This window comes from Mesorhizobium sp. AR07, from assembly GCF_024746815.1.
In the GTDB taxonomy this organism is placed as follows: Bacteria; Pseudomonadota; Alphaproteobacteria; order Rhizobiales; family Rhizobiaceae; genus Mesorhizobium.
The window spans coordinates 2,285,624-2,307,221 of the sequence record NZ_CP080525.1; the positions used below are offsets into that span (position 1 = coordinate 2,285,624).

The following is a 21,598-nucleotide window of genomic DNA, read 5'->3' on the forward strand; positions in this document are numbered from 1 at the left end:
AGCGACAGCAAGCCGCTCCGGTTCGCCAGTTACTTGACGAAATCGTTGGTGTAGAATTGCGTGGCCGCGACCTTGGGGTCGAGGTCATTGTACTTCTTCATCAGGGTCACCATGCTTTCCCAATCGGACGGTACGTTCAAGCCGAGCGTCCTGTCCTTGTTCGCGGCCGAATAGAGCAGGCTGAGCGTCACATCGAGCACCGCGCGGGCCTGTGCTTTTCCCTCGTCTTCGTTCATCGTTCCGCCGACGATGTCGCCGATCGCCGCGATCGCGGCGTCCGGATTGGCCTCGGCCGCCTTGTAGGACTTGATGGTCGCCTGCACGAAGCGCTTCACGAGGTCCGGGTTTTTCGCGACCATCTCCTTGCGCGCGACGATGCAATATCCGATCTGGTTCACGCCATAGCTCGAATAGGGAAAGATCACCGGCGCGGCGCCGCCGTTCTTCTTGATCTCGGCCGGCTTGTCGTCGATGCCGCCTAGCATGCCCACCGTGTCGCCGGCGCCTTGCAGATAACTCGACACGAGCGCGCCGTCGGGAACATTGGTGAGTGTGATGTCGGAAGGCGAAAGGCCGGCCGTGGACAGCACGATCGGGAAGAACGTGTTGACGCCGGCATTGGATGTGGTGAGCAGCTTCTTGCCCTTGAGGTCGGAAATCTTGGCAATGCCCGCGTCGGGGCGAACCAGTACCGCATCCGCTCCCATGGCGTCGATCACCGCCACCGAGATCAGCGCGGCGCCCTGCGAGGCAAGGTTCACCATCGATCCGCACGAGCCATAGGAAAAGTCGCTGTCGCCATTGGCGACCAGGCGGTGCGCCGAGCCCGAGCCGTTGCCTGAACGGATATCGAGGTTGATGCCGGCATCCTTGTAGAACCCCTTCACCTTGCCGAGGGCGAAGCCGGCATGCGAGCCGTAGTACATCCAGTTGAGGCGCAACTTCACATCGTCGTCAGCCTTGGCGGCGCTGACGAGCAGCATGGTGGTTGCCACGGCTCCAAGCATCAAATTCTTGAAATTGGTCATAGCTGTCGCTCCTGTTGATTTGTCGTTTCTTGTTATGTTCCCTATGTTGTCTAGCTGGTCACGAGACGCGGAACGCCCGCGGCCCGCATCATGTCAAGTGTCCTGGCACGATAGTTCTGGCGAATGTCACGTGTTGGCGGACGGCATCGGCTCGACGGCAGTCCGATCAATTCCATGCACAATTTGTCGAGATAGCCGTCGCCGCTCGTGTAGCCTTTCTCGATCTCGACCCACAGCTTGTAGAAGGGCATGGCCTCTTCCACCATCATCCGCGCGATCTCGGGGTAATTCTCCGCCTTGACCTCGTCGATAAGCTTGATGCCCCATTCCGGCCAGTAGTTGCAGAGGTGCACCTCGAATGCCTGTGCACCCAGCGACGGCATCGCCGAATATGGAAAGAACAGATTGTTGTCGATGATCGTGAAGCGCTTGGAGAAATTCGAGGTGACATCCTCGAATTCCATGGCGTCCGTTCGCGGCGTCGCCCATTTCAGGCCGACAACGTTTTCGATCCTGGCCAGACGATCGATCATGCCGAACGAGAGGCTCGTCGAGGTCCAGAACGTGTTGTAGACGATGATGCCGATACGGGGCGCCGCCTTGGCCGCGGCCATGACGAACTCCTCGAAATCGGCTTCCGTGTGCGTGAAGTAGAACGGGCACGAGACCTGAAGGAAGTCGAACCCCATCGACTGCGCTGCCTGCGCCAGCCGCACGAGTTCCAGCGTGCTGGTCGATTGCCCGCCGAAGGCCAGGGGAACGCGCCCCTGCGCTTCGTCGACAACGGTTTCGCCAACGCCGATCCGCTCCTCGAACGACATCGTCGAAAAGTCGCCCGCCGCCCCGCCCGCCAGGAGCGTGGCATATTCGGTGTTCAGGCCATTGTCGATCAGGAAGCGGACATAGGCTCGGATTGCCTGGTGATTGACCGGAAAGCCGGTGCTGTCTTCGAATGCCGTGGGTATCGTCACGTAGCATCCAGCCAGCCGCGATTTCAATTTTTCAAAGTCCAAAGTCATCTCCTTCATGCAGGCCTGGCACAGTCGTCATTGCCCGCCGCTCTGTTCGTTTCGCGTTGACCGTCACTTACCTTCGTTCGAACTGACGAAGCCGAGCACAGGGCCAGGACAAGTCCGCCCCTAGAGTTCCCGCTTGAGCGGTATCGTTTTGCCGTCCTGGGCAAACAGATGCGCCCTGCGCCAATCCACGCCGATCTCGCATTTTCCCGGCCCGACGCTCCTTGCCTCCTCGTCGCCTTGCCGCATGACCAGCGCGCCCGCCGGATGCGCGGGTGCATGCAGGAAGCTCTCGCCGCCAAGCCGTTCCACGAACTCGACATCGGCCTGCAGTCGCGGGCCGGCAGTCCGGAGCGTGTTGAAATGCTCCGGCCTGATGCCGACGGTCACGCTGCCGGAGAGCGCCATCGGTTGTGCCAGGTTCAGTTCCACGCTGCCCCCGGTCGTTCCCGGGATCCGTAGCGTCAGGCGCGTCCCGTCCTGCCCCTCGACGGAAGCCTCGAGGAAACTCATCTTGGGCGAGCCCATGAAGCCGGCGACGAACCGGTTGCAGGGCGCGTCGTAGATTTGCGCCGGCGTTCCGAACTGCTCGATCACGCCATCGCGCAACACCACGATGCGATCGGCCAGCGTCATCGCCTCGGTCTGATCGTGCGTGACATAGATCATCGTGGCGCCCAGGCTTCTGTGCAGCTTGGCGAGTTCGAGCCGCATCTGGACACGCAGTTCGGCGTCGAGGTTCGACAGCGGTTCGTCGAACAGGAACACTTCGGGTTCGCGCACGATCGCCCGGCCGATCGCCACGCGCTGCCGCTGTCCTCCGGAAAGCTCCTTGGGAAGCCTGCCCAGCAGCGGGCCAAGCTGAAGCGTGTCGGCGACGGCAGCGACCCTCTTGTCGCGCTCGGCTTTCGGCATGCCCTGCATCAGCAAGGAGAAGGCCATGTTCTCGGCGACCGTCTTGTGCGGATAGAGCGCGTAGCTCTGGAACACCATGGCCACGCCGCGATTTGCCGGCGGCACGCCGCGCATCGGCTTGCCGCCGATCGCCACCGCGCCGCCGCTGATCGGCTCCAGGCCGCAGATCATGCGCAGCAACGTCGATTTTCCGCAGCCCGACGGCCCGATGAAGACCAGGAATTCACCATGCTCGATCGTCAGATCAACGCCGGGGATAATGATCTTCTCGCCATATTTCTTGGAAACGCCCGAAAGCTCAACCCTGGCCATAAGCAAGTCCTTCCTGGCGCCAGCCGTCAGCGTCGGGCACGAGAACGCTGGCATGGATGCCTGTGATGCCTTGGAAATCCTGCGCGTAGTAAATGACGTAGAGGCTGCCGTCGGCGCGCATAGCCAGCGATGGATAGCCCAGATCCCGGTTGGGAAGGCCTGAGCGGACCATGTAGGGACTGGCCGAATTCCAGCTGTTTCCCTTGTCTTGCGAGATGTAGAGCGCAATGCCGAAGGGCGCGCGCCGTCTTCCGGCGACGCAGGCGATGCGGCCGTCGTCGAGTTCCACCATATCGGCCGGATAGTCTTCGATTCCGGTCGGCGATGGGGCGCTCCATGAGACACCGCCATCCCCCGAACTGACGACATGCAGGATGCGCGAGACATTGTCGCGCAGGAGCATGACGATACGTCCATCGCGCAACAGGATGGGCGCGGGTTCTTCGTAGGCATGCCCCTCGCCCGCCGCGACAAGGCGCGGCTCGGACCAGCTTCGGCCGCCGTCGCCCGACCGCACCGTGAAAACGGCGGCATAGTTCGGCACATCGCAGAGCGGCAGCATGATTTCGCCGTCGACCTCTATGCCGCCACGCATGCCGTAGCCGCCGCTGAACGGCGTCGTGTCGATGCGCGTCGACGCGGTGAAGGTGTTTGCGCCGTCGACCGAACGATGGACCCATGTCTGCCCGCCGCCGCGCGCCCAGGGATAGCGCTCGGCAAGCTCGGACTTCTGCGGCGTCCAGTCCCGGAGTTCGGCGGCCATGGCCTCGGCGCCCACCAGTTGCTCCGGCCGTGTATAGGCGCCGGGCGCAAGATGGGCCTGCGCATAGGCGAGCGTATGCCAGTCGAACCGCCACTGGTTCAGCAGCACAACGCCCGAGCGCAGCGGGGTAAGGCCGGCGCATTCCACGCCTTGCCAGCCGAAGTCGGGGACGATGGAAGGAGCCGACCAGCTTCTCCCCTCGTCCGCCGATCGCATCAGCATGTTGCAGTACAGCGGGTCCTGCGGAGGATGCAGGACCCCGGCACGGCGGCGCGACTGCGTGAATACCAGCAACCAATTGTCGTTGGCCGCAACCGCGAGATGCGGATGCGCGCTGTATACATGCTGATCGCAATGGATCGTCTGGTAATCCATTCGAGATATCAAGGCTGCCGCGCCGGATGTCATTGACGGCTCAGACCCGGAAGCGCGTGCAACGGACATATTGCAGCGGCTTCGGATCGTCGCTCCATTCGTGATACGAGCAGACTATTGCACCGTCCTGCGTCTGGACGACGCTGGGGTAGCCGATGTGCTGGTAGATGCCCGGATGGTTCCAGTCGACACCACCACCCTCGATCTTGCCGGAGGCCGGAGACATGCGGCTCGAACCTGGGGTCTCGGTCACCGTCTGGCCGGGCACGCCGCCCTCGCGAATAACGAACTCGTTCTTCACATCCCAGGTCACGCCATCATCCGAAATGATCGCACGCACGCCATAAGGCGGCCGCCGATAGCCGTAGACCATCAGATAGCGTCCATCCTGAAGCGCGATGAGCTCTGGCGGATAGCCCCAGATGTTGGTCCACTTCGGTGGCGTCCAGCTGAAGCCGTCATCCTCGGAGACGATCATGACCATGTTCTTGGCGTCACTGGTCGGGTTGACATGCGTGCGCATGAAACAGACCAGCCTGCCGTCCGCGAGCCGGACCAGGCCGGGCTCCTCATAGTCGATGATGCTGGCCGGGTCGTAGCCCAGCGTCGAGAAGTATTCCCAATTGTCGCCGCCATCGTCCGAGCGCATCAGCGCCGAGCGCGTGCTTTCGCCCTCACCCTCTTCCTCATAGCCATGGATACGGCCGTAGAGGCCCATGAGCAGCGAGCCGTTCGGCAGCTCCCAGCAGCCGAGGCGGCAGCCGCCATGCTTGAGCGGGCGGACATTGACGGGGATGGGCTGGGTCCAAGTCTCGCCGCCGTCCTTGGACTTGACGACGAAGGTACCGAGCCAGGCCTGCGTCTTGTAGGCCCAGGTCCAGTCGCCCCATTCCTTGGTGTTGGGATGCGAACTCCATGACGGCTGTTCAGGCTTGATGCCGCGCTTGAAGAAGCCGGTGATGGTCAGGTTGACGATGAGCGTGCCATCCTGCGTTTCGCAGATGCCGCAGTCCCAATTGCCCTGCGTTTCGGACCAGGGCAGGACGACCTTTGGCGGGCTCCAGGTCTTGCCGCCATCCTTCGAGCGGGTCATCAGCGTCTGGCCACTGTCGTGATGGAAGGGGAAGCGCTCTTCGTTGAACACGGCGAGTATATCGCCGTTCTTCAGAAGCCGCGTCGCGATCTGGTTGACGCAATGCGCCGGATCCTTGAAGATCGTGAAGTGTTCAACGTCTCTCATAACAGTCATTCCCTGATTTCCTCTTTTGGGATGTCTTCTCTCACGGCCTACAGCCGGATTCCGATGTTCTTGATGCTGAGATAATTGCGGATGCCGGGCAATCCGCGCTCGCGGCCGACCCCGCTGTCCTTGATGCCGCCGGTCGGCGCCTGGACACCGCCGATGAACCAGCCATTGATCCAGACCGAGCCGGCCTCGACGTCGCGGGCGAATGTCAGGGCGCGCGAGATGTCGCGGCTGTAGACGCCGGCGACGAGCCCAAAGCCGAGGCCGTTGGTCATGGCGAGCGCCTCGTCGGCGGTGTCGAAGGACAGTGCCACGGCGACGGGACCGAAGATCTCTTCGCACGCCAGCGCGCTTGCCGGATTAACGCCATCGAAAATGGTCGGTTCGACGAAATAGCCGGTCTCGAGTCCTTTCGGACGGCCGCCGCCGAGCCGCACTGTCGCTCCCGATGCGCGGCCCCCGTCGATGTAGGATCGAACTTTGGCATGCTGCTCCTTCGAGACCAGCGGCCCGAGATCGCAATTGTCGAGGCCCCGGCCGACGGTCAGCCTGGCCGCGCCCTCCGCCAGCCGGTCGAGGAATTCCTCGCGGATCGATCGATGCAGCAGGAACCGCGACGACGAAGAGCAGACCTGGCCGCTGTTGCCGAAAGCCCCGTCAAGGGCGTCGAAGGCGGCCCTTTCCAGATCGGCGTCCTCGAACACCACCATCGGGTTCTTGCCGCCGAGTTCGAGCACCACGGGCTTCAGCCCCTGTGCCGCGCCAGCGTAGATCTTGCGCCCGGTTTCGACCGAGCCGGTAAAGGTGATGCCGCGTACGAGGGGATGTGAGACGAGCGCCGCCCCGGCGTCTTCGCCAAAGCCCGCCACGACATTCACCACGCCATCGGGCAACCCCGCCCTCTGGCACAGTTCGGCGAAGGCCAGCGCCGTGAGCGGCGATTGCTCGGCAGGCTTGATCACGACTGTGCAGCCTGCGGCAAGTGCCGGCGCCACCGAGCGCGCGACCATGCCCAGCGGATAGTTCCAGGGCACGATATGGCCGGTCACGCCGACCGGCTCCAGCATGGTGAAGTCGACGACATCGCGACCGAGTGGGATCGTCGACCCTTCCATCTTGTCGGCAGCACCGGCATTGTAGCGCAGCGTCGCGCACACGCCCCTGATGTCGCCGAGCGCCTCCTTGACCGGCTTGCCGACATCGAGCGTTTCGAGCAGTGCAAATCGTTCGGCTTCCGATTCCAGCAAATCCGCGAGCTTGAAGAGCAGCCGTCCGCGTTCGGCCGGGCTCAGGCCGCGCCAGTCACCATGCAGCGCGCGGTGCGCGACCCTGACCGCGGCGTCGATATCGCCGGCGTCACCGCGCGCCACGACTGCCAACACCGCTTCCGTGCTGGGATCGATCGTTTCGAATGTTCGACCGTCAGCGGATTTTCGCCACTTGCCGTCGATGAAATGCTGGCCCGGCAAAGGATCGATGAGATCGGTGCGGGAATAGGTTCGTACCGTCATTGCTTCACGCTGCCCTGCGAAAGACCTTGGATGAAATAGCGCTGCAGGAAACAGAACAGCAGCAGGCTGGGGATGCTCAGGATGGTCACCGCCGCCATGGCGACGCTATAGCCCTCGATCTGGGTCTGCGTTCCGACCACTGGCGTGAAGGCGGCTATGCCGACCGGAAGCGTTTTCATCGACTCGTCGAAGGTGACGAGGAGCGGCCACAGGAAGTTGTTCCAGTTCAGGGTGAAGATGATGACCGAAGCCGCGATTGCCGGCGCCCTGGCGAGCGGCAGTGCAATGCGAAAGAACAGGTTGAACGGTCCCGCACCGTCCATTTTCGCGGCCTCCTCCAGTTCCTTGGGGAACGACAGGAAGAACTGGCGGAAGATGTAGACGCTGAAGACATTGCCGATCGATGGCAGGATAAGCGCCTGGTAGCTGCTTGCCCAACCGATTTTGACGAAGCCAAGCAGCAATGGGATCACCGAAACCTCGGTGGGTATCATCAGCGAGGCGAGGAAGATGTAGAACAGCGTGTCCCGGCCGGGAAACCGCATGCGCGCCAAGGCGTAGCCGGCCATCGCACCGAACAGGACACAGAGGAAGGTCGATACCGTCGCCTGCACGACGCTGTTGAAGCCCCAGCGTATGACGGGGTAGTCGAAGACCTTGATGTAGTTGTTGAGGGTGATGCGATGGGGCAGCCATTCGATGTCCTTGGTCATGACATCGCCTGGAAACTTGAAGGACGTCGACACCATCCAGACGAAGGGCAGCGCCCAGAGAATGGCGACGGCCATGCCGAGCGGCCAGATGAAGAGATCCGCTCTTTCGAGGCCGTGCGCCTCGAGCTTTTGGTCCAGCCAAGCGGTCATCAAGCACGCTCCCTGAGAAGAAAGCGCTGGACCACGGTGATCGCCAGGATCAACACGAACAGCAAGAGGGACACCGCGGCGGCATAGCCGAACAGGTTCCTGACGATGGCGAGATTGTAGATGTAGTGGATCGGCGAGGACGAAGAGCTGGCCGGGCCGCCATTGGTCATGACGTAGACCTGGCTGAAGATGCGCAGCGTGGAGATCAACTGCAGCGTCACCACCATGCTGATGACGGGTCGCAGATGCGGCAGGATCACATGCTTGAAGCGCTGCCAGCGGTTGGCGCCGTCGACCCGCGCCGCGTCGATGATCTCGCCTGGAATATCCTGCAAGGCGGCGAGGAACAGCACGAAGGCAAGGCCCAGATCCCACCACACCGAAGCAACGCTGACGCCGATCAGCGACCAGCGCGTGGAGGTGAGCCAGGGGATGTCGTCGAAACCGAGAAAGGACAGGTAGTAGTTGACGAGCCCATACTGGGTGTCGAGCATCCAGACCCATACAAGCCCGATCACCGTCGCGGACACCACGGTGGGAGCGAAAAAGAGCGTGCGCGCCAGGCCCGACAGCGGATAGCGCTTGTTCACGAAAAGCGCGAACAGCAAGCCGAGCCCGGTCACGCAGGGAACGATGATGAGGCCGTAGAGGAAGACGTTCTTGAAGGCGACCGCGACCCACTGGTCCGTGAACGCCTTGTGGAAATTGTCGAACCCTACCCATTTCGGTGCGCCAACGATGCTCCAGCGCGTGAACGAGACATAGATACCGAACAGCACGGGAAGGATGTTGAACAGGAAGAACGGCAGCGCGAAGAAGGCGACGAGCAGATAGCCCACGCGATCGGTCGGATGGCGCTCGGCTCCGAAGTCGGCTTGGCCTTGGAAGTCGGCCTGGCCTTGCAAGATTGCCGTTGTCATGTCGATCTGTCCGCCTTGCGGCAATGGTCAGGAGAGGCCCGTCGCGACGATGCTCGGCGCGACGGGCAAGGGATCAGTCAGGTTCCCCGGAAGCTATCCCGGGATCAGCCTTCGTCCAGGTCGGACTGCCACTGCGTTTGGATCTGCTGCATCGCCGCGTCGATCGTCGTCTGCCCCGACCATACGCCTTCGAGCGTCTTGGCGAGGAAATTCCCGCCTGAGTAGATCGTGAAGTTGGGACCATTCACCACCGGGATCTCGCCGACGGTGGCAAAGCTCATCCCATCGACGAAGGCCCCGCGAATATCCCACGGGCTGCCGGCGGTCTTGTAGTCCGGACGATCGAGGATGGATTTGCGCGGAGAGGCGCCGCGCCCAACCGTCGTCCAGAGGAAGCTGTTGTCCGACAGCCATTTGACGGCCGCCATCGTTGCTTCGTGGCGCCCTGGGTCAGCCTGCTTGTAGAATTCCAGGCCACCCATCTCGAGGTAAGTGACGTGCTTGCTGCCGATCTTGGGAAACAGCACCGTCTTGAACGGCAGTTTCTGCGCGACATAACCGTTGAGCGTCCACGGACCGGTCCAGAAGATCGAGCCCTGCCCGGTTCCGAAGGCCTTGTAGCGGTCGGTGACATCGCGGGTCGAAACCTTGTGCTTGTCGAAAAGGTCGAGGACCCATTGCATTGCCGCCTTGCCGGCCTCGGGGTTCACGCAAGCGGTCTTCAGATCGTCACTGGCGCGCTGGAAACCCATCTGTTCCGCGACAATGCCCCAGGTGACGGTAGGCTGAACGCCGGAGCCCGTCATCATGATCCCCGAGCGGGTGACCTTGTCGCCTTCGCGCTTGGTCATGGCCTTCGCCCATTCCAGCAGCGTGTCGCCATCCATCGGCGGTTTGCTGGCATCGAGCCCTGCTTCCTTGACATGATCAAGGTTGATTTCAGGCTGAAGGCTCATCAGGTCCATGGGGATCATGAAGACCTTGTTGTCGTACTTCGGGTAACGCGAGCCCGCGATTGACGTCGCGCTGAAGTCGGCAAGGTCGAGGCCAGAGCCCGCGATGAGATCATCAAGCGGTATGATGACCTCGTCGCGCGCCAGTTGGGCCGACTTGCCCGCCGTGCCCCAGCCAAAGTCTGGTGCCTTGCCCGTGGCCGCTGCCGCCAGCACCTTGGTTACGTATTGTTCTTCAGGAACTACCTCCATGCGGATCTGGACGCCTTTGTCCTTGTGCGCATCGTTGAAGGCGGCGATCATCTTGGCCCACACCTCACCGTCCGAAGCCGATAGCCAGCTCCAATGCACGATCTCGATAGGGTTGGCGGCCGAGGCGCGGCCAGTCCAGATGTGCGGAACGGCAAGACCTACCCCAGCTGCCGCAGCCGACCTCAAAAGTGTTCTGCGGTTCAGGGCAAAAGTCGATTTGTTCAATGAAGTCAAATCCATGACAATCTCCCACGCGGCATGCACTAGGCGCTTACCACGCTCTGTTAGAGCTTATTTTTCTATGTTCCCTCGTCGAGGCCGTCCCAGAACGTGCTCTCGGCGTGGTGACAGTGTTGGCCAATCAGTCGCCCAACAGTTGATCCACAGCGTCACATAATATATCTGCAACGTCATCAGCAATTTTCTCGGACGCTTGTCGTGGTCACAGATACGAATCCCGTCATCGCAGCCGCCTCCAACCGCCGGCCGCGTTTCGCCTTTCTGCTGCAACCCGAATTTCCGATGAATGCCCTGATCATGGCGACCGAGGCGCTGCGCATAGCCAATCAGAACAGCGGTCAGCATCTTTTCGAATGGATCATGATTTCGGATTCGGGCGACTCGGTACGCGCGAGCAACGGCATGTGGGTTGCCGCAAACCACGATCTGACCAACTTCTCGCGCTGTGACTTCCTCGTCGTTCTGGAGGGCAATCTGCCGACGCAGAACATATCGGCCAATGTGCGCGGAGCCCTGCGCAATGCGTACCGGCATGGATCGATGATCATCGGCGTCGACACGGGCGCCTTCGCCATTGCGGCAGCCGGCCTCACGGGCGATCGCGAGGCCGTGGTGCACTGGGAGGCGGTGTCATCGTACCTTGAGCATTTTCCGGCGGCCGAGACAAAGAACCAGATCTATTTCATCGATCGGCAACTTGCCTTCTGCGCAGGCGGGGTGGCGACGCTCGACATGATGCTCGATTTGATCGGAAGGCTGCGCGGGGCGAGCCTTGCCAAAGAAGTCGCCAATGCACTCATCCATACGCCGCGCGAAGGCATTCATCCGCAGCGAACGGACGATGATGCGATTGGCGAGACACAACCTTCCTTGTCCCACAGGATCGTGGCGTTGATGGAAGACAATCTCGATTTCCCGCTGTCGCCGAAGAGTCTCGCGCGCCACCTCGGTATTTCCGTACGGACATTGGAGCGCTGCTGCCTTCGCCAGTTCAACCAGACCCCGAACCAGCTCTATCTGCGCTCGCGCCTGCAGGCAGCACGTAACCTGCTTTTCTACGAAGAGCGTGAAATCAAGGATGTCGCCTATGCCTGCGGCTTTTCCTACCCCTCGGTTTTCACCCGGGCCTTCACCGCCCAGTTCGGCCAATCACCACGCTCGTTCCGCCAGGCATTTCGCGAAACACAGATCACAGTCCGCCCGGAGATCGTCAGGATGTCTCGAAGCCGCCTGCCTGGCACGGAATCGACTGCCGACGAGGTGGGCGTCTAGAGCATCGGCTTGGCGTGGTCATCGAGGAGTGTCGCCGACCATGCCTGAAAACAGCACCGAGCCGCGCTGCTCGAGAAGCGACAGCGAGGTGTAATCCAGGATCGATAGGCCCCCGTCGGCGACCAAGGTTTGGCCCGTGATGAACGAAGCCTCATCACTGGCCAGGAATGCGACAGCCGCGGCAATTTCGGCTGGCGTGCCCATCCGGCCGAAGACGCTTGGCGCCACGGTCCAATCGCCGGTACCCGACGCGGGCGCCGCTGCATCGGTTTCGGTGGCAATCCAGCCAGGACTGACGCAATTCGCCCGGATCCGATGCGGAGCACCTTCGATGGCCAACGATCGCGTGAGCGCCTCAACGGCCGCCTTGGCGACGCTGTACAGACCCCAGTTGCCGTGCAAGGTAGCCGTAGACGATATGTTCACAATCGCACCGCCACCGGAATCCCGCATCACCGGCAAGGCGTAGGAGGCTACAAAATAGGTGGAGTCCAGGTTGGCGCCACGCATCTTGTCCCATCTCGATCCAGGGCGATCGCCTGGTTCGATGCCGCTCCGGCGCGAACCAGCGCCTGCATTGTTGACCACAACCCGCAGCCGCCCCCAATGGCCGATTTGGCCGATCAGATCCTCGACTTGATGTTCCTCCGATAGGTCGCACTGGAAAAAGCGGGCTTCACCCTCAATCGCCTTTGCTTCCGCTTCAACGACGCGACCCTTCTCGCGATCGCGGCCTGCGAACGCCACCCGGGCTCCCTCTTTCAGGAAATAGTGGACGATTCCGCGGCCTATCCCCGAATTTCCGCCGGTCACGAGAACGTCCTGACCTTTAAACCGCATGGTACCTCCTGCAGACGATGCAGATGCGCGCAGATTGCGGCATCTCCGATCCAGGCCGCTGAGAATCGGTGGACCCAAACAGGGACATGCCTCGCTATTCAATTCAACGTCAGTGCCACGGCGGGTAGAGGATTGGACAGCGAGCGGGCAAATTCTCCCACAGCGGGATGAGCCAGATCCGGCCATCGAAGTCATGGCCCTTATTGGTGTCGCCAGCGTTGAGCTGGCTAGCCGAGCCAGAATACGCCTATAAGTCGTTGATAAATAACGACAATGGTGGCCCCGGAGGGACGTCGTCTTTTCAACAGAAACAAACAGTTAGCGGATGGTTCGCCCAGCCATATTCTTCGTATGTTCCCGCATTCGGTGGCGAACCAGGCAAGAGCTCCAAATGAGCAACCCCCTACCCTCTGATTCCTAATCTGTAGGTCACAAGTTCGATTCCTATAGGTTACCTGGCGGGCAGCACTGCTTAGACTCCGGACAGGCTCACATTTTGTCGTCGGCGATCAGATTTTCCCGGGCGCGACGGACCTTGCATCGACGAAGCTCCTGATCGAGCAGGCCAGGGCCGCCAGATGAGGCAATACTCAAGGCGCCAATCCACGAATCGGTGTCCAGCGGACGTCAGAAGAAATCGGCCTGACATGATGATGGCGGGACATAGCCCGCCACCAGATTGTTAGCGAATGCCGTGGCTTATTTGGAGCCGCCGAGTGCCTTCAATTTCTCGCAGAACTGGGCATGAGGCTTGCTCATCGCCGCGTCGTTGCATTCCTTCATCATCTTGGCCTGATCGGCCTTAGCCATGCCCGCCCAGGCCTTTTTCATATCGGCGTCCGGCTTCATCGTCTTCATGCTCGCGTCGGTGTAGAACGGTGCCATCATCTTGGGTTCGTCGAGCGCGCCGGCAAGCGCTGCGCCGCCGACAATGGTGAAAGCAAGTGCGCCGAAGCAGGCAGTTTTGAAGCTCATGAAATTATCCTTCCCTACTCTTTTGCCCCGACCGTCGTTTGCAATCAGGTGCGGATTCTAACGCCTTATAAGCGACACCTAAATGATGGCGAATATTAGGATGTCGCTTCACAAATCGATACATCATTGAAATGATATTGCGGCAAATGTCTCTTTTCCGACAAGACTTTGCTGGGTTGCTCGGCGCATTCGCGCGCAATCGCTCTTGCGAGGCATGGATGAAGCGCGCCAAGAATCAGCAACCCCCGTTCGAGCAATTCCGAGGGCTTCAACAGGTGCACCTTCATGCTCCAAGTTGGATAGCGAGGAGGCCCCTTGAGGTCGGCGCTGAGCCGACACAGGCAAGCGAGCCGCTGGCGACGGGCAATGACTATCTCCGGGTCCGATCTCGTCGGCCGCTACCAACCGTAGCTGAAGGTGGCGCCGCCGCCGCCATCGCCGTTCTGAACAACATTCGCGTCGGTGTTTCTGCCGAACTGGAAAATACCGTAGGCGTTGTCATTGCCGTTCTGCTGCAGGGTGGCGGAATGGCCGTTACCCTCCTGCTGGATGATGCCCAGGTTGCCGCCGCCGTTCTGGCCGATGCCGGCGGCGTTGCCGTGTCCCAACTGGCGGATGCTGGCGCCGCGCAGGCCGCGATAGAGCGAATAGACGCGCAGGCCAGTCGCCAGGGCGCCGGCGTCGCGGGCGTTGTCAGGAGCAAATGTCACCGAAACCCAGCCGCCCGCGTAAGCCGGTGCGGACAGCGCCGCCTGGCCGATGCCGCCGGCAACGACAGCGGCGGTAAGGGTTTTGAACATGTTGCGGATCATCTTGGTCTCCTTTTCCGGCTGCCTCAGCCTATGGCCAACCTTCTCATCTCGTGGCTGAACGCTGCCGGAATCCTTCGTTCAGCTGTCGTTCAGTCATTTTTCTCCCGGCCTGGCGCACATAAAAAGGGCGCCGACCGCCGACGCCCTTTTCGTAAATCTAGCGATGCGATCAGGTCGCGCCGCCGACCTGCTCGGCGCAGCCGATGCTCTTGCCATCGACCGTAATCTTAAGCCTGGCGTCGAAGACGGTGCCCTTCGCGTCGAGCGTGACAGCGCCGAGCTTGGCAGGCTTGCCGGGCGCGGCGCTAAAAGCGCCGCCCTGCTCGATATTGGTGCCGCCGGTGCGACCGGCACTTTCGACATGGAAGGAATAGGTGCCGCTCACGTTTCGATCTGCATGGGCGAGCGCCTCCAGCGAGACCATGCCGCCTTCCGGCGCGGCGCGGATCTCGCAGCGCACCGGCGCGATGGACTGGTCGGCGGTGGCCATAGCCGCCAGCGCGCCGGCCGGGATCAGAACCAGGGCGAGCGCGGCCATGACGCGGCGGGGATCCTTGACTATGCGTGGCATGTTCGTCTCCTTGGCGTTCGGTGGCCGTGGCCGCGGACTCTTTCCACGGCCGCCCGGCGTTGTCGTGTTATGGGCAGGCCTGGACGAAAGCGGCGACGTTGCCGCTGCCGCCCTGGCTGACGTTGGCATCGCAGCCGTGGCCAACCTGCACGCCGGCGGCGATGTTGCCGTTGCCGTCCTGGGTCAGGATGGTGGTGTGGTTGGAGCCGAACTGGGCGACGCCGGCCACATTGCGGTTGCCGTTCTGATAGGTGGCGCCGTAGTTGCCGACCCCTTCCTGGCCGATGGCCGAAAGGTTGTGGCGGCCGCGCTGCTGGCCGATCACCGTGTTGAAGCGGCCGTCCTGGTAGACCCGGATACGGTTCTTGAAGCCGTTCTGGGCGCCGCCGGCCGAGTTCGACCAGCCATATTGCTCAATGCTCACGTCGTTGGCCATGGCCGGGGCGGCGACGGTAATACCGACAAGAGCGGCGAGCGCGGTTGCGATGAAAGAAATGCGGATCATGAGAGCGTCTCCTTTGGCGGACGGGACCGCGAGTTGAACGGCTTCTTTTTAGGAGATGCCATTCGAACCGATGCTGAAGACGGTGTTCAGTTGGGGTTCAGGAAGGACTAAGCGGGTGGCGCCCCGTTCAGCCCCTGACACCTTGCGGACACTCCATTGCTCGAGACGTAGTTCCTTCCACTCCTGTTTGGCGTGTCCCAAGAGGATTCGTGACGTAATATCGACGAGCAGACGATACCAGTTCACTCATTCTCAGATGGCGAGCACATGACAGTCCTGGTCCTCCTCAATGCAAGCGCCGGCACAATCCAGCGCGCCGACTACGATGTCGAAGCATTCGTTCGAAACGGGTTTCAGGCGCGCGGATTGGAAGCCGAGGTGCGAATGGCGGGTGGGAGCCAGATTGCGGAGATGGCCCACAGCTTTGTCACGGCGAAATCACCCGGCAGCAAACCAAGGACCCTCGTGGTCGGCGGCGGCGATGGCACCCTCGGTTCTGCGGCATCGGCCGTCGCGGGAACGGATGTCGTGCTTGGCGTCCTGCCGTTGGGGACCCTCAATCATTTCGCCAGGGATCTCGGTTTGTCGAATGATCTGGCTGCAACCATGGACATCATCGCCACGGGGCATGTGGAACAGGTCGACGTTGCCGAGGTGAACGGCCGCGTCTTCCTCAACAACTCATCCATCGGCATTTATCCGTTTCTTGTCGCCGAACGGACCGCCGAGCAGAAGCGGCTGGGGGTGGGAAAGCTTGCCGCACTCGGTCCGGCGCTTGTCTGGACGCTCAGGGCTTCATCGTGGAAGAGGGTCAGGATCTCGATCGGCAACGGGCGAGAACAGCGGACCCTGTGCGTGTTCGTTGGCAACAATTTCTACGACTTGAACGCGCTCGGCCGCCGCAGCAGCCTTACGTCCGGAGAGCTGTGTGTCTACGTCGTCAAGCCGCTATCCTGGCTGGGGCTCGCGCTGCTGCCGTTCAAGGCCGCCCTCGGGTTGATCGACCCAGTCCGCGATGTCGAACTCTTCCGGGTTCAAAGTCTGGAGATCAAAGCGCGCCGACGACACCTGCGCATTGCGATGGACGGCGAAACCGTAGAGGCGATACCTCCATTGCTCTACCGTATAAGGCTGCGCTCGTTGCGGGTTCTCGCGCCTCCCTTGAAAAACCATGCCACTTAAAGGTGGGGCGGACTACTCCTGAGAGTAGCGCGGGTGGTCACGTGGCTTCTCGCCGGTCCTTCGACAGCCTTCCTGCAACGGTTTCGAAAGTGCGCTTAAGGGCGGCTGGCACGGACTACCGTCCCCCCGCCGAGGCTGAGGCTACCTGAGGCCAAGAAAACTCATTATCGCTATTACGATCACCACTGCTCCAACGAGCCAAATAATGCCGTTCATGATCTTTTTCTCCTTTGTCTAATGCTCATAAATTAACTCTTAGACACCGCTAATGTTCCGCGACAGCGGATGCCGGGCGTGTCGTCATGCAGCAACCTTCTGCAAAGCTGTGCGTTTTCATTGAATTCAACCCACAACTCGAAGGGCACTGCCGTGTATGAATCATGGTTTTCGAAGCCCGTTTCCGTCACGAACGGCTTAACGGGTGAAATCAGGAATCTTTCTAACGCTACACAAGCTATTGACTTGCTCAGCAATCAATGGCGCGACGAAGGAGGCCGCAAGTACCTTTTAGCCCTGCGGGCGTGCCGCCAAGCCACAAGCGGAGCGATTTCGGCTGACGTCGCCAGGAATGCCGTAGTTGCCGCGGCGCGTGACGCGCATATGTTGGTCGAGTGAGTAGGCGAAGCACGGGGCTGGAGAGCATCGATCATCGCCTCATTAGATGCGGAGATAGCGATGAACCTGATCTCAGAGGGCTCTGGAAGGGATCGGTTGCAGACGCGCGCTGTATCAACCCAAATGCCCTCAGTCAGGCCCGGCGGCCCCGTGGAGGCGGTCAGGCCCCGATCCAGGGCCGGTGCCCGCAGAGGCGGCCCAACAGCCACCTTCCCTAGATCAGCGTCCTACACCCGCCCGCTAACCTTTAGGAACCATTCGTAAGCCGTCGAGTTGATATTGCAGCGCTGAGGTTCCGCGATGGCAAGATACTTTTTTGATATCTACAACGGAGCCAGCACAACGGTCGATGTGGCCGGGCTCGTTTGCGATGCGCTTTCCGAAGTCAGCGATCACGCTGTCGACATGCTACCAGATATTGCACGTGGCGAGCTGCCCGACGGTCCCAATCGAATTTTCTGGGTGAAAGTTCGCGGTGAGGACGGTGAACATCTTTATCGCGCGACACTCGCCCTTTCATCGGCTTGGCTTGTTGATGGCACGGATGGTCGCAACCAGCCAGGCGAGAAGTTGGCAATTGCGGCGCTGCGACGCACGAGTGCGCAAATCAAGGCGATCAGACGTGATTTGGCAGAAGACGGCTTTACGGCGCATATGCAGGAAATCGACTCCTTGATGGGAGTGGCTCAGCTCGAAACCGATCGATTGCTGAAGCGAACCTCCGGATCCCAGCCAAGCTGACAAGAACGAATTCAAGCAGACCAGGCGCGCTTTACAAGCCCAGCCACGCTTGGAGGCTGGACGTCGCGGCTGGCAATCCGGTTGAGTACGCAGTCATCGACATGTTCTTGTCCCGTCAACTCGCGCACCAGAGCCCTGGCATGCTCCAATCTTCGCCCTTCAGATATAAACCCTTTGGCCGCCATTGTTCTGAAGGCGTCGCGCAGAATTTGGAAATCGTAACAGGATATGAAGTCGTGGTGGCTGTCCATTGAATAGCTCCCACAGGGGCGGGAGTACGATGAACGCTCTCAAGCGCCGGCGCCCATTCAGTGGCCGGCGACAGTCGGATTGTACGCTTCAGACAACCGGTTAGCGAGTCATTCCGAAAACAGGGACGTGCAAAACCCGCTTTCCAGAGGGGGACTTTGGAAGCGGGCTCTTTTGCAACCGGAAGCGCGCGAAGCATCCAGCGTCTACTAACATCTTGGAACGGCGTTTGTTCCGGTCGACGCTGGGTTATTCGATAACCTGGACTATCCGGCGAGAGGCGGGATCAACGAGCACCGCATGATCTCCAACGACGACGTACTTATATTTCACGTCGGGCACGTCGATCGAATGAAGTTCGACCGTGTCGGGCAGAGCCGACCCGACGTTTAGTTCCACGCCGAGCAGACTGATTGATGCAAGGTGCTGCTTGTGCACGTACTCGCGTATGACGGTCTGTTGTTCGGGAGCAACCACGACCCGTTGTTCGGGAGCAACCACGACGACGTCCTCTGCCGCGGCCACACCAATACCAGCGACCAAAACAAGACCGGCCGCCGCCGTGATAAGATAATTCTTCATTGTAAACTCCTGTGAGGGCATCGCCTTTTTGAGTGCGTCGCGGGCGACTGGCTTGATCCCGTTATGGCGAACCCTGAAGCTAACTCTGGTGGACGTCTATGGTTCCGTCGGCAGCAGCCAAATGATCGACCCATGCACGCAAATTGCTCGCTGCCCGAGGCGCCCCAGAACTTCACCAACGCACGGTACCTCCAGACATTTCGCGACGAGCTGCCTGACGGGGAACACGTGTATCGTGCGACACTGGCCCTTTCGTCCGCATGGCTTGTCGACGACACGGACGGCCGTAGCCAACCTGGCGAAAACTTAGCATGAGATCGACGCCTTGATCGGCGTGGCTCAGCTTGAGACAGATCGATCGCTCAAGAGAACCTGCGGATCCAAGTCAAGCTGACACGAACGGATTCAGGCGCGCTAGCTGTGAGCTTTCGGGAGGTTGTCCATTCGGACCGGACCGGAGAGACTGGAGTTACCAGGCTTCAGCACTCACCGGAGGGTCCGAATGAACATCCACAAGAATGCCCGTCTCACGCCGCTGCGTCGAGAGGAGATGGCGCTGTCGGTGATAGAAGGGGCTTTTTCCAAAGCCCATGCGGCGCGCGTCTACGGCGTGTCGGCCAAGATCGTGGCGCGTTGGGTCGAGCGCTATAAGGCCGAAGGGCGGGCCGGCATGATCGACCGTTCCTCGCGGCCCGCCCATATGCCACAGGCCACCGCTGCGTTGATCGCCGAGCGCATCATGGCGCTGCGGCGGCAACGTTGGACCGGCAAGCACATCGCCCATGAGGTCGGCGTCTCGCCCGCCACCGTTAGCCGCGTTCTCAAGCGTGCCGGACTGTCGCGGCTCAGGGATATCGAACCGGCCGAGCCGATCCGACGCTACGAGCGCGAGCATCCCGGCGAGATGATCCATATCGACATCAAGAAGCTCGGTCGTTTCGAGCGCATCGGTCATCGCATTACCGGCAAGCGCACCGGCAATGCCAGCTCGCGCGGCAGCAGTTGGGAGTTCGTCCATGTCTGCATCGACGACGCCTCCCGCATCGCCTTCTCGCAGATCCTGCCCGACGAGAAAAAGAAAGCGCCATCGCCTTCCTCAAAGCGGCGGTCGCCTACTACGCCAGCCTCGGCGTCGCGATAGCCCGCGTCATGACCGACAACGGCTCCTGCTACAGATCGAAGGCCTTCGCCAAGGCCTGCCGCGATCTCGGTCTCAAGCACGTCAGGACAAGGCCTTACACGCCCAAGACCAATGGCAAGGCCGAGCGCTTCATCCAGACGGCGCTGCGCGAATGGGCCTATGCCATCGCTTATCCGACTTCAGATCACCGCGCCGCCGAACTGCCTGTCTGGCTGCACAGATACAATTGGCATCGCCCACACGGCAGCCTAAAGTCCAAACCACCCATCAGTCGCCTCGATCTAACCCCGGACAACCTGTTGAGGCTCCACACCTAGCTAGGGTCAAAACCCAATCGTTCTGATGACCCGAGTGCGACCGAGGTCGTGCGAAAACGCGATTGCGCCTGTCGTTCGGGACCATGGGTTCGCAACTCCGGGCTACCGCCACCGACGACCAAATCGACCACTCGATCCGCCGCCAAAACGACCGCCTCCGGCAACCAGCCGGATAATGAGGAGAAGCACAATCGCGCCGACGGTGGCGTTGATGATCAAGCTGATCGTCCCGCTCCCAAGATGGATGCCTAAGCGAGGCAGCAGCCAGTCACCGATGAACGCGCCGATGATCCCGATTACTATGTCCCCGATTAGACCAAAGCCGGCCCCCCGCACGATCTTCCCGGCCAACCATCCGGCAGCAAGGCCGACTACCAATATGACAATGATGCTTTCGTTCGACAGATACATGGTGATCCTCCCAGGCTCCCTTTTCACTGTGCGAATAGCGCCCGTAAACTAACCGATCCTTTATCCCCACGAAAGCCACAGCACGTCGGTGGTTCGACGCGACCGCCGGGCGGCGACCCAAGCAAATGCCATGGTGACCAATTGCGACCGCTGCCCAACCGTTCGGCCTCGGCACAGGATGTCGCAACCGCGACCATGAAGCCAGCATCTGCGGGCGCAAGTTCCAAATCCACGGCGATCAAAGCCTCATCGTCAAGCACGAGCACAAGGGGTTCTCTCATGGCAAGCGAGTTCTCTTGGATGCCACCGGAACCTTTCGGGGAGTGCCGCGGTTAAGCTCGATAGAAACCAGTACGACGGAGTTTCCCATGCTCCAAGGTCTTTCCAGATACTCGCCTCAGGCGTTGGGAGTGCTTAGGATCGTTGTGGGGCTTCTGTTTCTTGAACATGGCAGCCAAAAGCTTTTCAACTTTCCACCATCGACTATGCCCGCACAGCCCGGCATGGAAACGCTGATGATTGTAACGGGCATTCTTGAATTGCTCGGCGGTATGCTGATCCTGGTTGGCTTTTTGACCCGGCCCGTCTCGTTCGTTCTCTGCGGAATGATGGCGGTCGCCTATTTCATGGTTCACGCCCAAAAGGGTTTTTTCCCCGCGAACAATGTGGGCGATGCAGCGATCCTGTTCTGCTTTGCCTTCTTCTACCTGTTTTTCGCAGGGCCTGGAGCTTGGAGCGTCGACAACCGGGGCTGAGCGAGATGACAAGCGCATTGTCGGAAATATGGGCTTGGCGGGCGATCGATCAGAACGCTCTTGAAGAGAGCGACGCGGACACCGGTCGGCTGCGCCAACGTCGGAGACGCGGCGTCGTAGCATGATGGAATCCATGCCTTGCAAAATCATGGGCCTCCGCCACCAAACGTAAATGCATCCCGCCAGGACACCGCTTCACTCGCGAATCTTTCAGCGGATCGCCAACGCGTCCTGGC

At 60.8% G+C, this 21,598-nt stretch carries 22 protein-coding genes and 1 pseudogene; 6 read left to right on the forward strand and 17 right to left on the reverse strand.

The features are described 5' to 3' along the window. Positions 1 to 29: 29 nt before the first annotated feature. From BPNPMPFG_RS11595 to BPNPMPFG_RS11635, 9 genes are all read right to left on the reverse strand, one after another. Positions 30 to 1,028, reverse strand: coding sequence for an ABC transporter substrate-binding protein (locus tag BPNPMPFG_RS11595; RefSeq protein WP_258595475.1), 999 nt, complete (start codon positions 1,026 to 1,028; stop codon positions 30 to 32). A 50-nt stretch (positions 1,029 to 1,078) separates the two neighbouring features. Beyond that, the gene (locus BPNPMPFG_RS11600; protein ID WP_258595476.1) at positions 1,079 to 2,041 is read right to left on the reverse strand and encodes a dihydrodipicolinate synthase family protein; all 963 of its coding nucleotides are present in this window, start codon (positions 2,039 to 2,041) and stop codon (positions 1,079 to 1,081) included. A gap of 126 nt (positions 2,042 to 2,167) precedes the next feature. Beyond that, complete coding sequence (locus BPNPMPFG_RS11605) at positions 2,168 to 3,271, reverse strand: ABC transporter ATP-binding protein (RefSeq protein WP_258595477.1); 1,104 nt, start codon at positions 3,269 to 3,271, stop codon at positions 2,168 to 2,170. Further along, positions 3,258 to 4,409 (reverse strand): exo-alpha-sialidase, encoded by a 1,152-nt coding sequence (locus BPNPMPFG_RS11610; protein ID WP_258595478.1) that lies wholly within the window; start codon positions 4,407 to 4,409, stop codon positions 3,258 to 3,260. Before BPNPMPFG_RS11610 ends, BPNPMPFG_RS11605 begins: the two co-directional genes overlap by 14 nt. Before the next feature lie 40 nt (positions 4,410 to 4,449). Then, positions 4,450 to 5,658 carry a sialidase family protein gene (locus BPNPMPFG_RS11615; protein WP_258595479.1) on the reverse strand — a complete coding sequence of 403 codons (1,209 nt, stop codon included), beginning with the start codon at positions 5,656 to 5,658 and terminating at the stop codon, positions 4,450 to 4,452. Positions 5,659 to 5,696: 38 nt separating this feature from the next. After that, on the reverse strand, positions 5,697 to 7,166 hold the full coding sequence (locus BPNPMPFG_RS11620; protein ID WP_258595480.1) for an aldehyde dehydrogenase family protein: 1,470 nt from the start codon (positions 7,164 to 7,166) through the stop codon (positions 5,697 to 5,699). Continuing rightward, complete coding sequence (locus tag BPNPMPFG_RS11625) at positions 7,163 to 8,029, reverse strand: carbohydrate ABC transporter permease (protein WP_258595482.1); 867 nt, start codon at positions 8,027 to 8,029, stop codon at positions 7,163 to 7,165. The genes BPNPMPFG_RS11620 and BPNPMPFG_RS11625 overlap by 4 nt, the downstream gene beginning before the upstream one ends. Further along, positions 8,029 to 8,949: a carbohydrate ABC transporter permease gene (locus BPNPMPFG_RS11630; protein ID WP_258595484.1), complete on the reverse strand. Its 921-nt coding sequence runs from the start codon at positions 8,947 to 8,949 to the stop codon at positions 8,029 to 8,031. The genes BPNPMPFG_RS11625 and BPNPMPFG_RS11630 overlap by 1 nt, the downstream gene beginning before the upstream one ends. Before the next feature lie 104 nt (positions 8,950 to 9,053). Further along, entirely contained in the window at positions 9,054 to 10,394 is a 1,341-nt protein-coding gene (locus tag BPNPMPFG_RS11635) for an extracellular solute-binding protein (protein WP_258595485.1), read from the reverse strand. Positions 10,395 to 10,691: 297 nt separating this feature from the next. On the opposite strand from BPNPMPFG_RS11635, the gene BPNPMPFG_RS11640 reads away from it, so the two are divergent. Beyond that, the gene (locus tag BPNPMPFG_RS11640) at positions 10,692 to 11,666 is read left to right on the forward strand and encodes a GlxA family transcriptional regulator (protein WP_258595486.1); all 975 of its coding nucleotides are present in this window, start codon (positions 10,692 to 10,694) and stop codon (positions 11,664 to 11,666) included. 18 nt (positions 11,667 to 11,684) lie between these two features. Here the strand turns inward: BPNPMPFG_RS11640 and BPNPMPFG_RS11645 are convergent, their stop codons facing one another. The 5 genes from BPNPMPFG_RS11645 to BPNPMPFG_RS11665 form a co-directional block, all read right to left on the reverse strand. After that, positions 11,685 to 12,608 carry an SDR family NAD(P)-dependent oxidoreductase gene (locus tag BPNPMPFG_RS11645; protein ID WP_258595487.1) on the reverse strand — a complete coding sequence of 308 codons (924 nt, stop codon included), beginning with the start codon at positions 12,606 to 12,608 and terminating at the stop codon, positions 11,685 to 11,687. Between the two features lie 597 nt (positions 12,609 to 13,205). Continuing rightward, positions 13,206 to 13,481 (reverse strand): hypothetical protein, encoded by a 276-nt coding sequence (locus BPNPMPFG_RS11650; protein WP_258595488.1) that lies wholly within the window; start codon positions 13,479 to 13,481, stop codon positions 13,206 to 13,208. Between the two features lie 398 nt (positions 13,482 to 13,879). After that, positions 13,880 to 14,293: a curlin gene (locus tag BPNPMPFG_RS11655; RefSeq protein ID WP_258595489.1), complete on the reverse strand. Its 414-nt coding sequence runs from the start codon at positions 14,291 to 14,293 to the stop codon at positions 13,880 to 13,882. Positions 14,294 to 14,462: 169 nt separating this feature from the next. Continuing rightward, entirely contained in the window at positions 14,463 to 14,864 is a 402-nt protein-coding gene (csgH, locus tag BPNPMPFG_RS11660) for a curli-like amyloid fiber formation chaperone CsgH (protein WP_258595490.1), read from the reverse strand. A gap of 67 nt (positions 14,865 to 14,931) precedes the next feature. Continuing rightward, a complete protein-coding gene (locus BPNPMPFG_RS11665) occupies positions 14,932 to 15,369 on the reverse strand; it encodes a curlin (RefSeq protein ID WP_258591889.1) in 438 nt (145 codons plus the stop codon). A 267-nt stretch (positions 15,370 to 15,636) separates the two neighbouring features. On the opposite strand from BPNPMPFG_RS11665, the gene BPNPMPFG_RS11670 reads away from it, so the two are divergent. The 3 genes from BPNPMPFG_RS11670 to BPNPMPFG_RS11680 all read left to right on the forward strand — a co-directional run bounded on the left by BPNPMPFG_RS11670 (position 15,637) and on the right by BPNPMPFG_RS11680 (position 17,907). Next, positions 15,637 to 16,551: a diacylglycerol/lipid kinase family protein gene (locus BPNPMPFG_RS11670; RefSeq protein WP_258595491.1), complete on the forward strand. Its 915-nt coding sequence runs from the start codon at positions 15,637 to 15,639 to the stop codon at positions 16,549 to 16,551. Positions 16,552 to 16,836: 285 nt separating this feature from the next. After that, complete coding sequence (locus BPNPMPFG_RS11675; RefSeq protein ID WP_258595493.1) at positions 16,837 to 17,166, forward strand: DUF982 domain-containing protein; 330 nt, start codon at positions 16,837 to 16,839, stop codon at positions 17,164 to 17,166. Between the two features lie 300 nt (positions 17,167 to 17,466). Beyond that, entirely contained in the window at positions 17,467 to 17,907 is a 441-nt protein-coding gene (locus tag BPNPMPFG_RS11680) for a DUF6894 family protein (RefSeq protein ID WP_258595494.1), read from the forward strand. An 11-nt stretch (positions 17,908 to 17,918) separates the two neighbouring features. Here BPNPMPFG_RS11680 and BPNPMPFG_RS11685 read toward each other — a convergent pair whose 3' ends face one another. Together BPNPMPFG_RS11685 and BPNPMPFG_RS11690 are read right to left on the reverse strand one after the other, a co-directional pair. Beyond that, positions 17,919 to 18,158, reverse strand: a complete 240-nt coding sequence (locus tag BPNPMPFG_RS11685) for a hypothetical protein (RefSeq protein WP_258595495.1) — start codon at positions 18,156 to 18,158, stop codon at positions 17,919 to 17,921. A gap of 247 nt (positions 18,159 to 18,405) precedes the next feature. Further along, the gene (locus tag BPNPMPFG_RS11690) at positions 18,406 to 18,738 is read right to left on the reverse strand and encodes a DUF1236 domain-containing protein (protein ID WP_258595496.1); all 333 of its coding nucleotides are present in this window, start codon (positions 18,736 to 18,738) and stop codon (positions 18,406 to 18,408) included. A 502-nt stretch (positions 18,739 to 19,240) separates the two neighbouring features. On the opposite strand from BPNPMPFG_RS11690, the pseudogene BPNPMPFG_RS11695 reads away from it, so the two are divergent. Beyond that, positions 19,241 to 20,196 (forward strand): annotated as a pseudogene (locus BPNPMPFG_RS11695) (IS481 family transposase). A gap of 102 nt (positions 20,197 to 20,298) precedes the next feature. Here BPNPMPFG_RS11695 and BPNPMPFG_RS11700 read toward each other — a convergent pair. Further along, a complete protein-coding gene (locus BPNPMPFG_RS11700; RefSeq protein WP_258595497.1) occupies positions 20,299 to 20,607 on the reverse strand; it encodes a GlsB/YeaQ/YmgE family stress response membrane protein in 309 nt (102 codons plus the stop codon). A gap of 368 nt (positions 20,608 to 20,975) precedes the next feature. Here BPNPMPFG_RS11700 and BPNPMPFG_RS11705 point away from each other — a divergent pair, with 368 nt between their 5' ends. Further along, positions 20,976 to 21,362: a DoxX family protein gene (locus tag BPNPMPFG_RS11705; RefSeq protein WP_258595498.1), complete on the forward strand. Its 387-nt coding sequence runs from the start codon at positions 20,976 to 20,978 to the stop codon at positions 21,360 to 21,362. Positions 21,363 to 21,598: the final 236 nt, after the last annotated feature.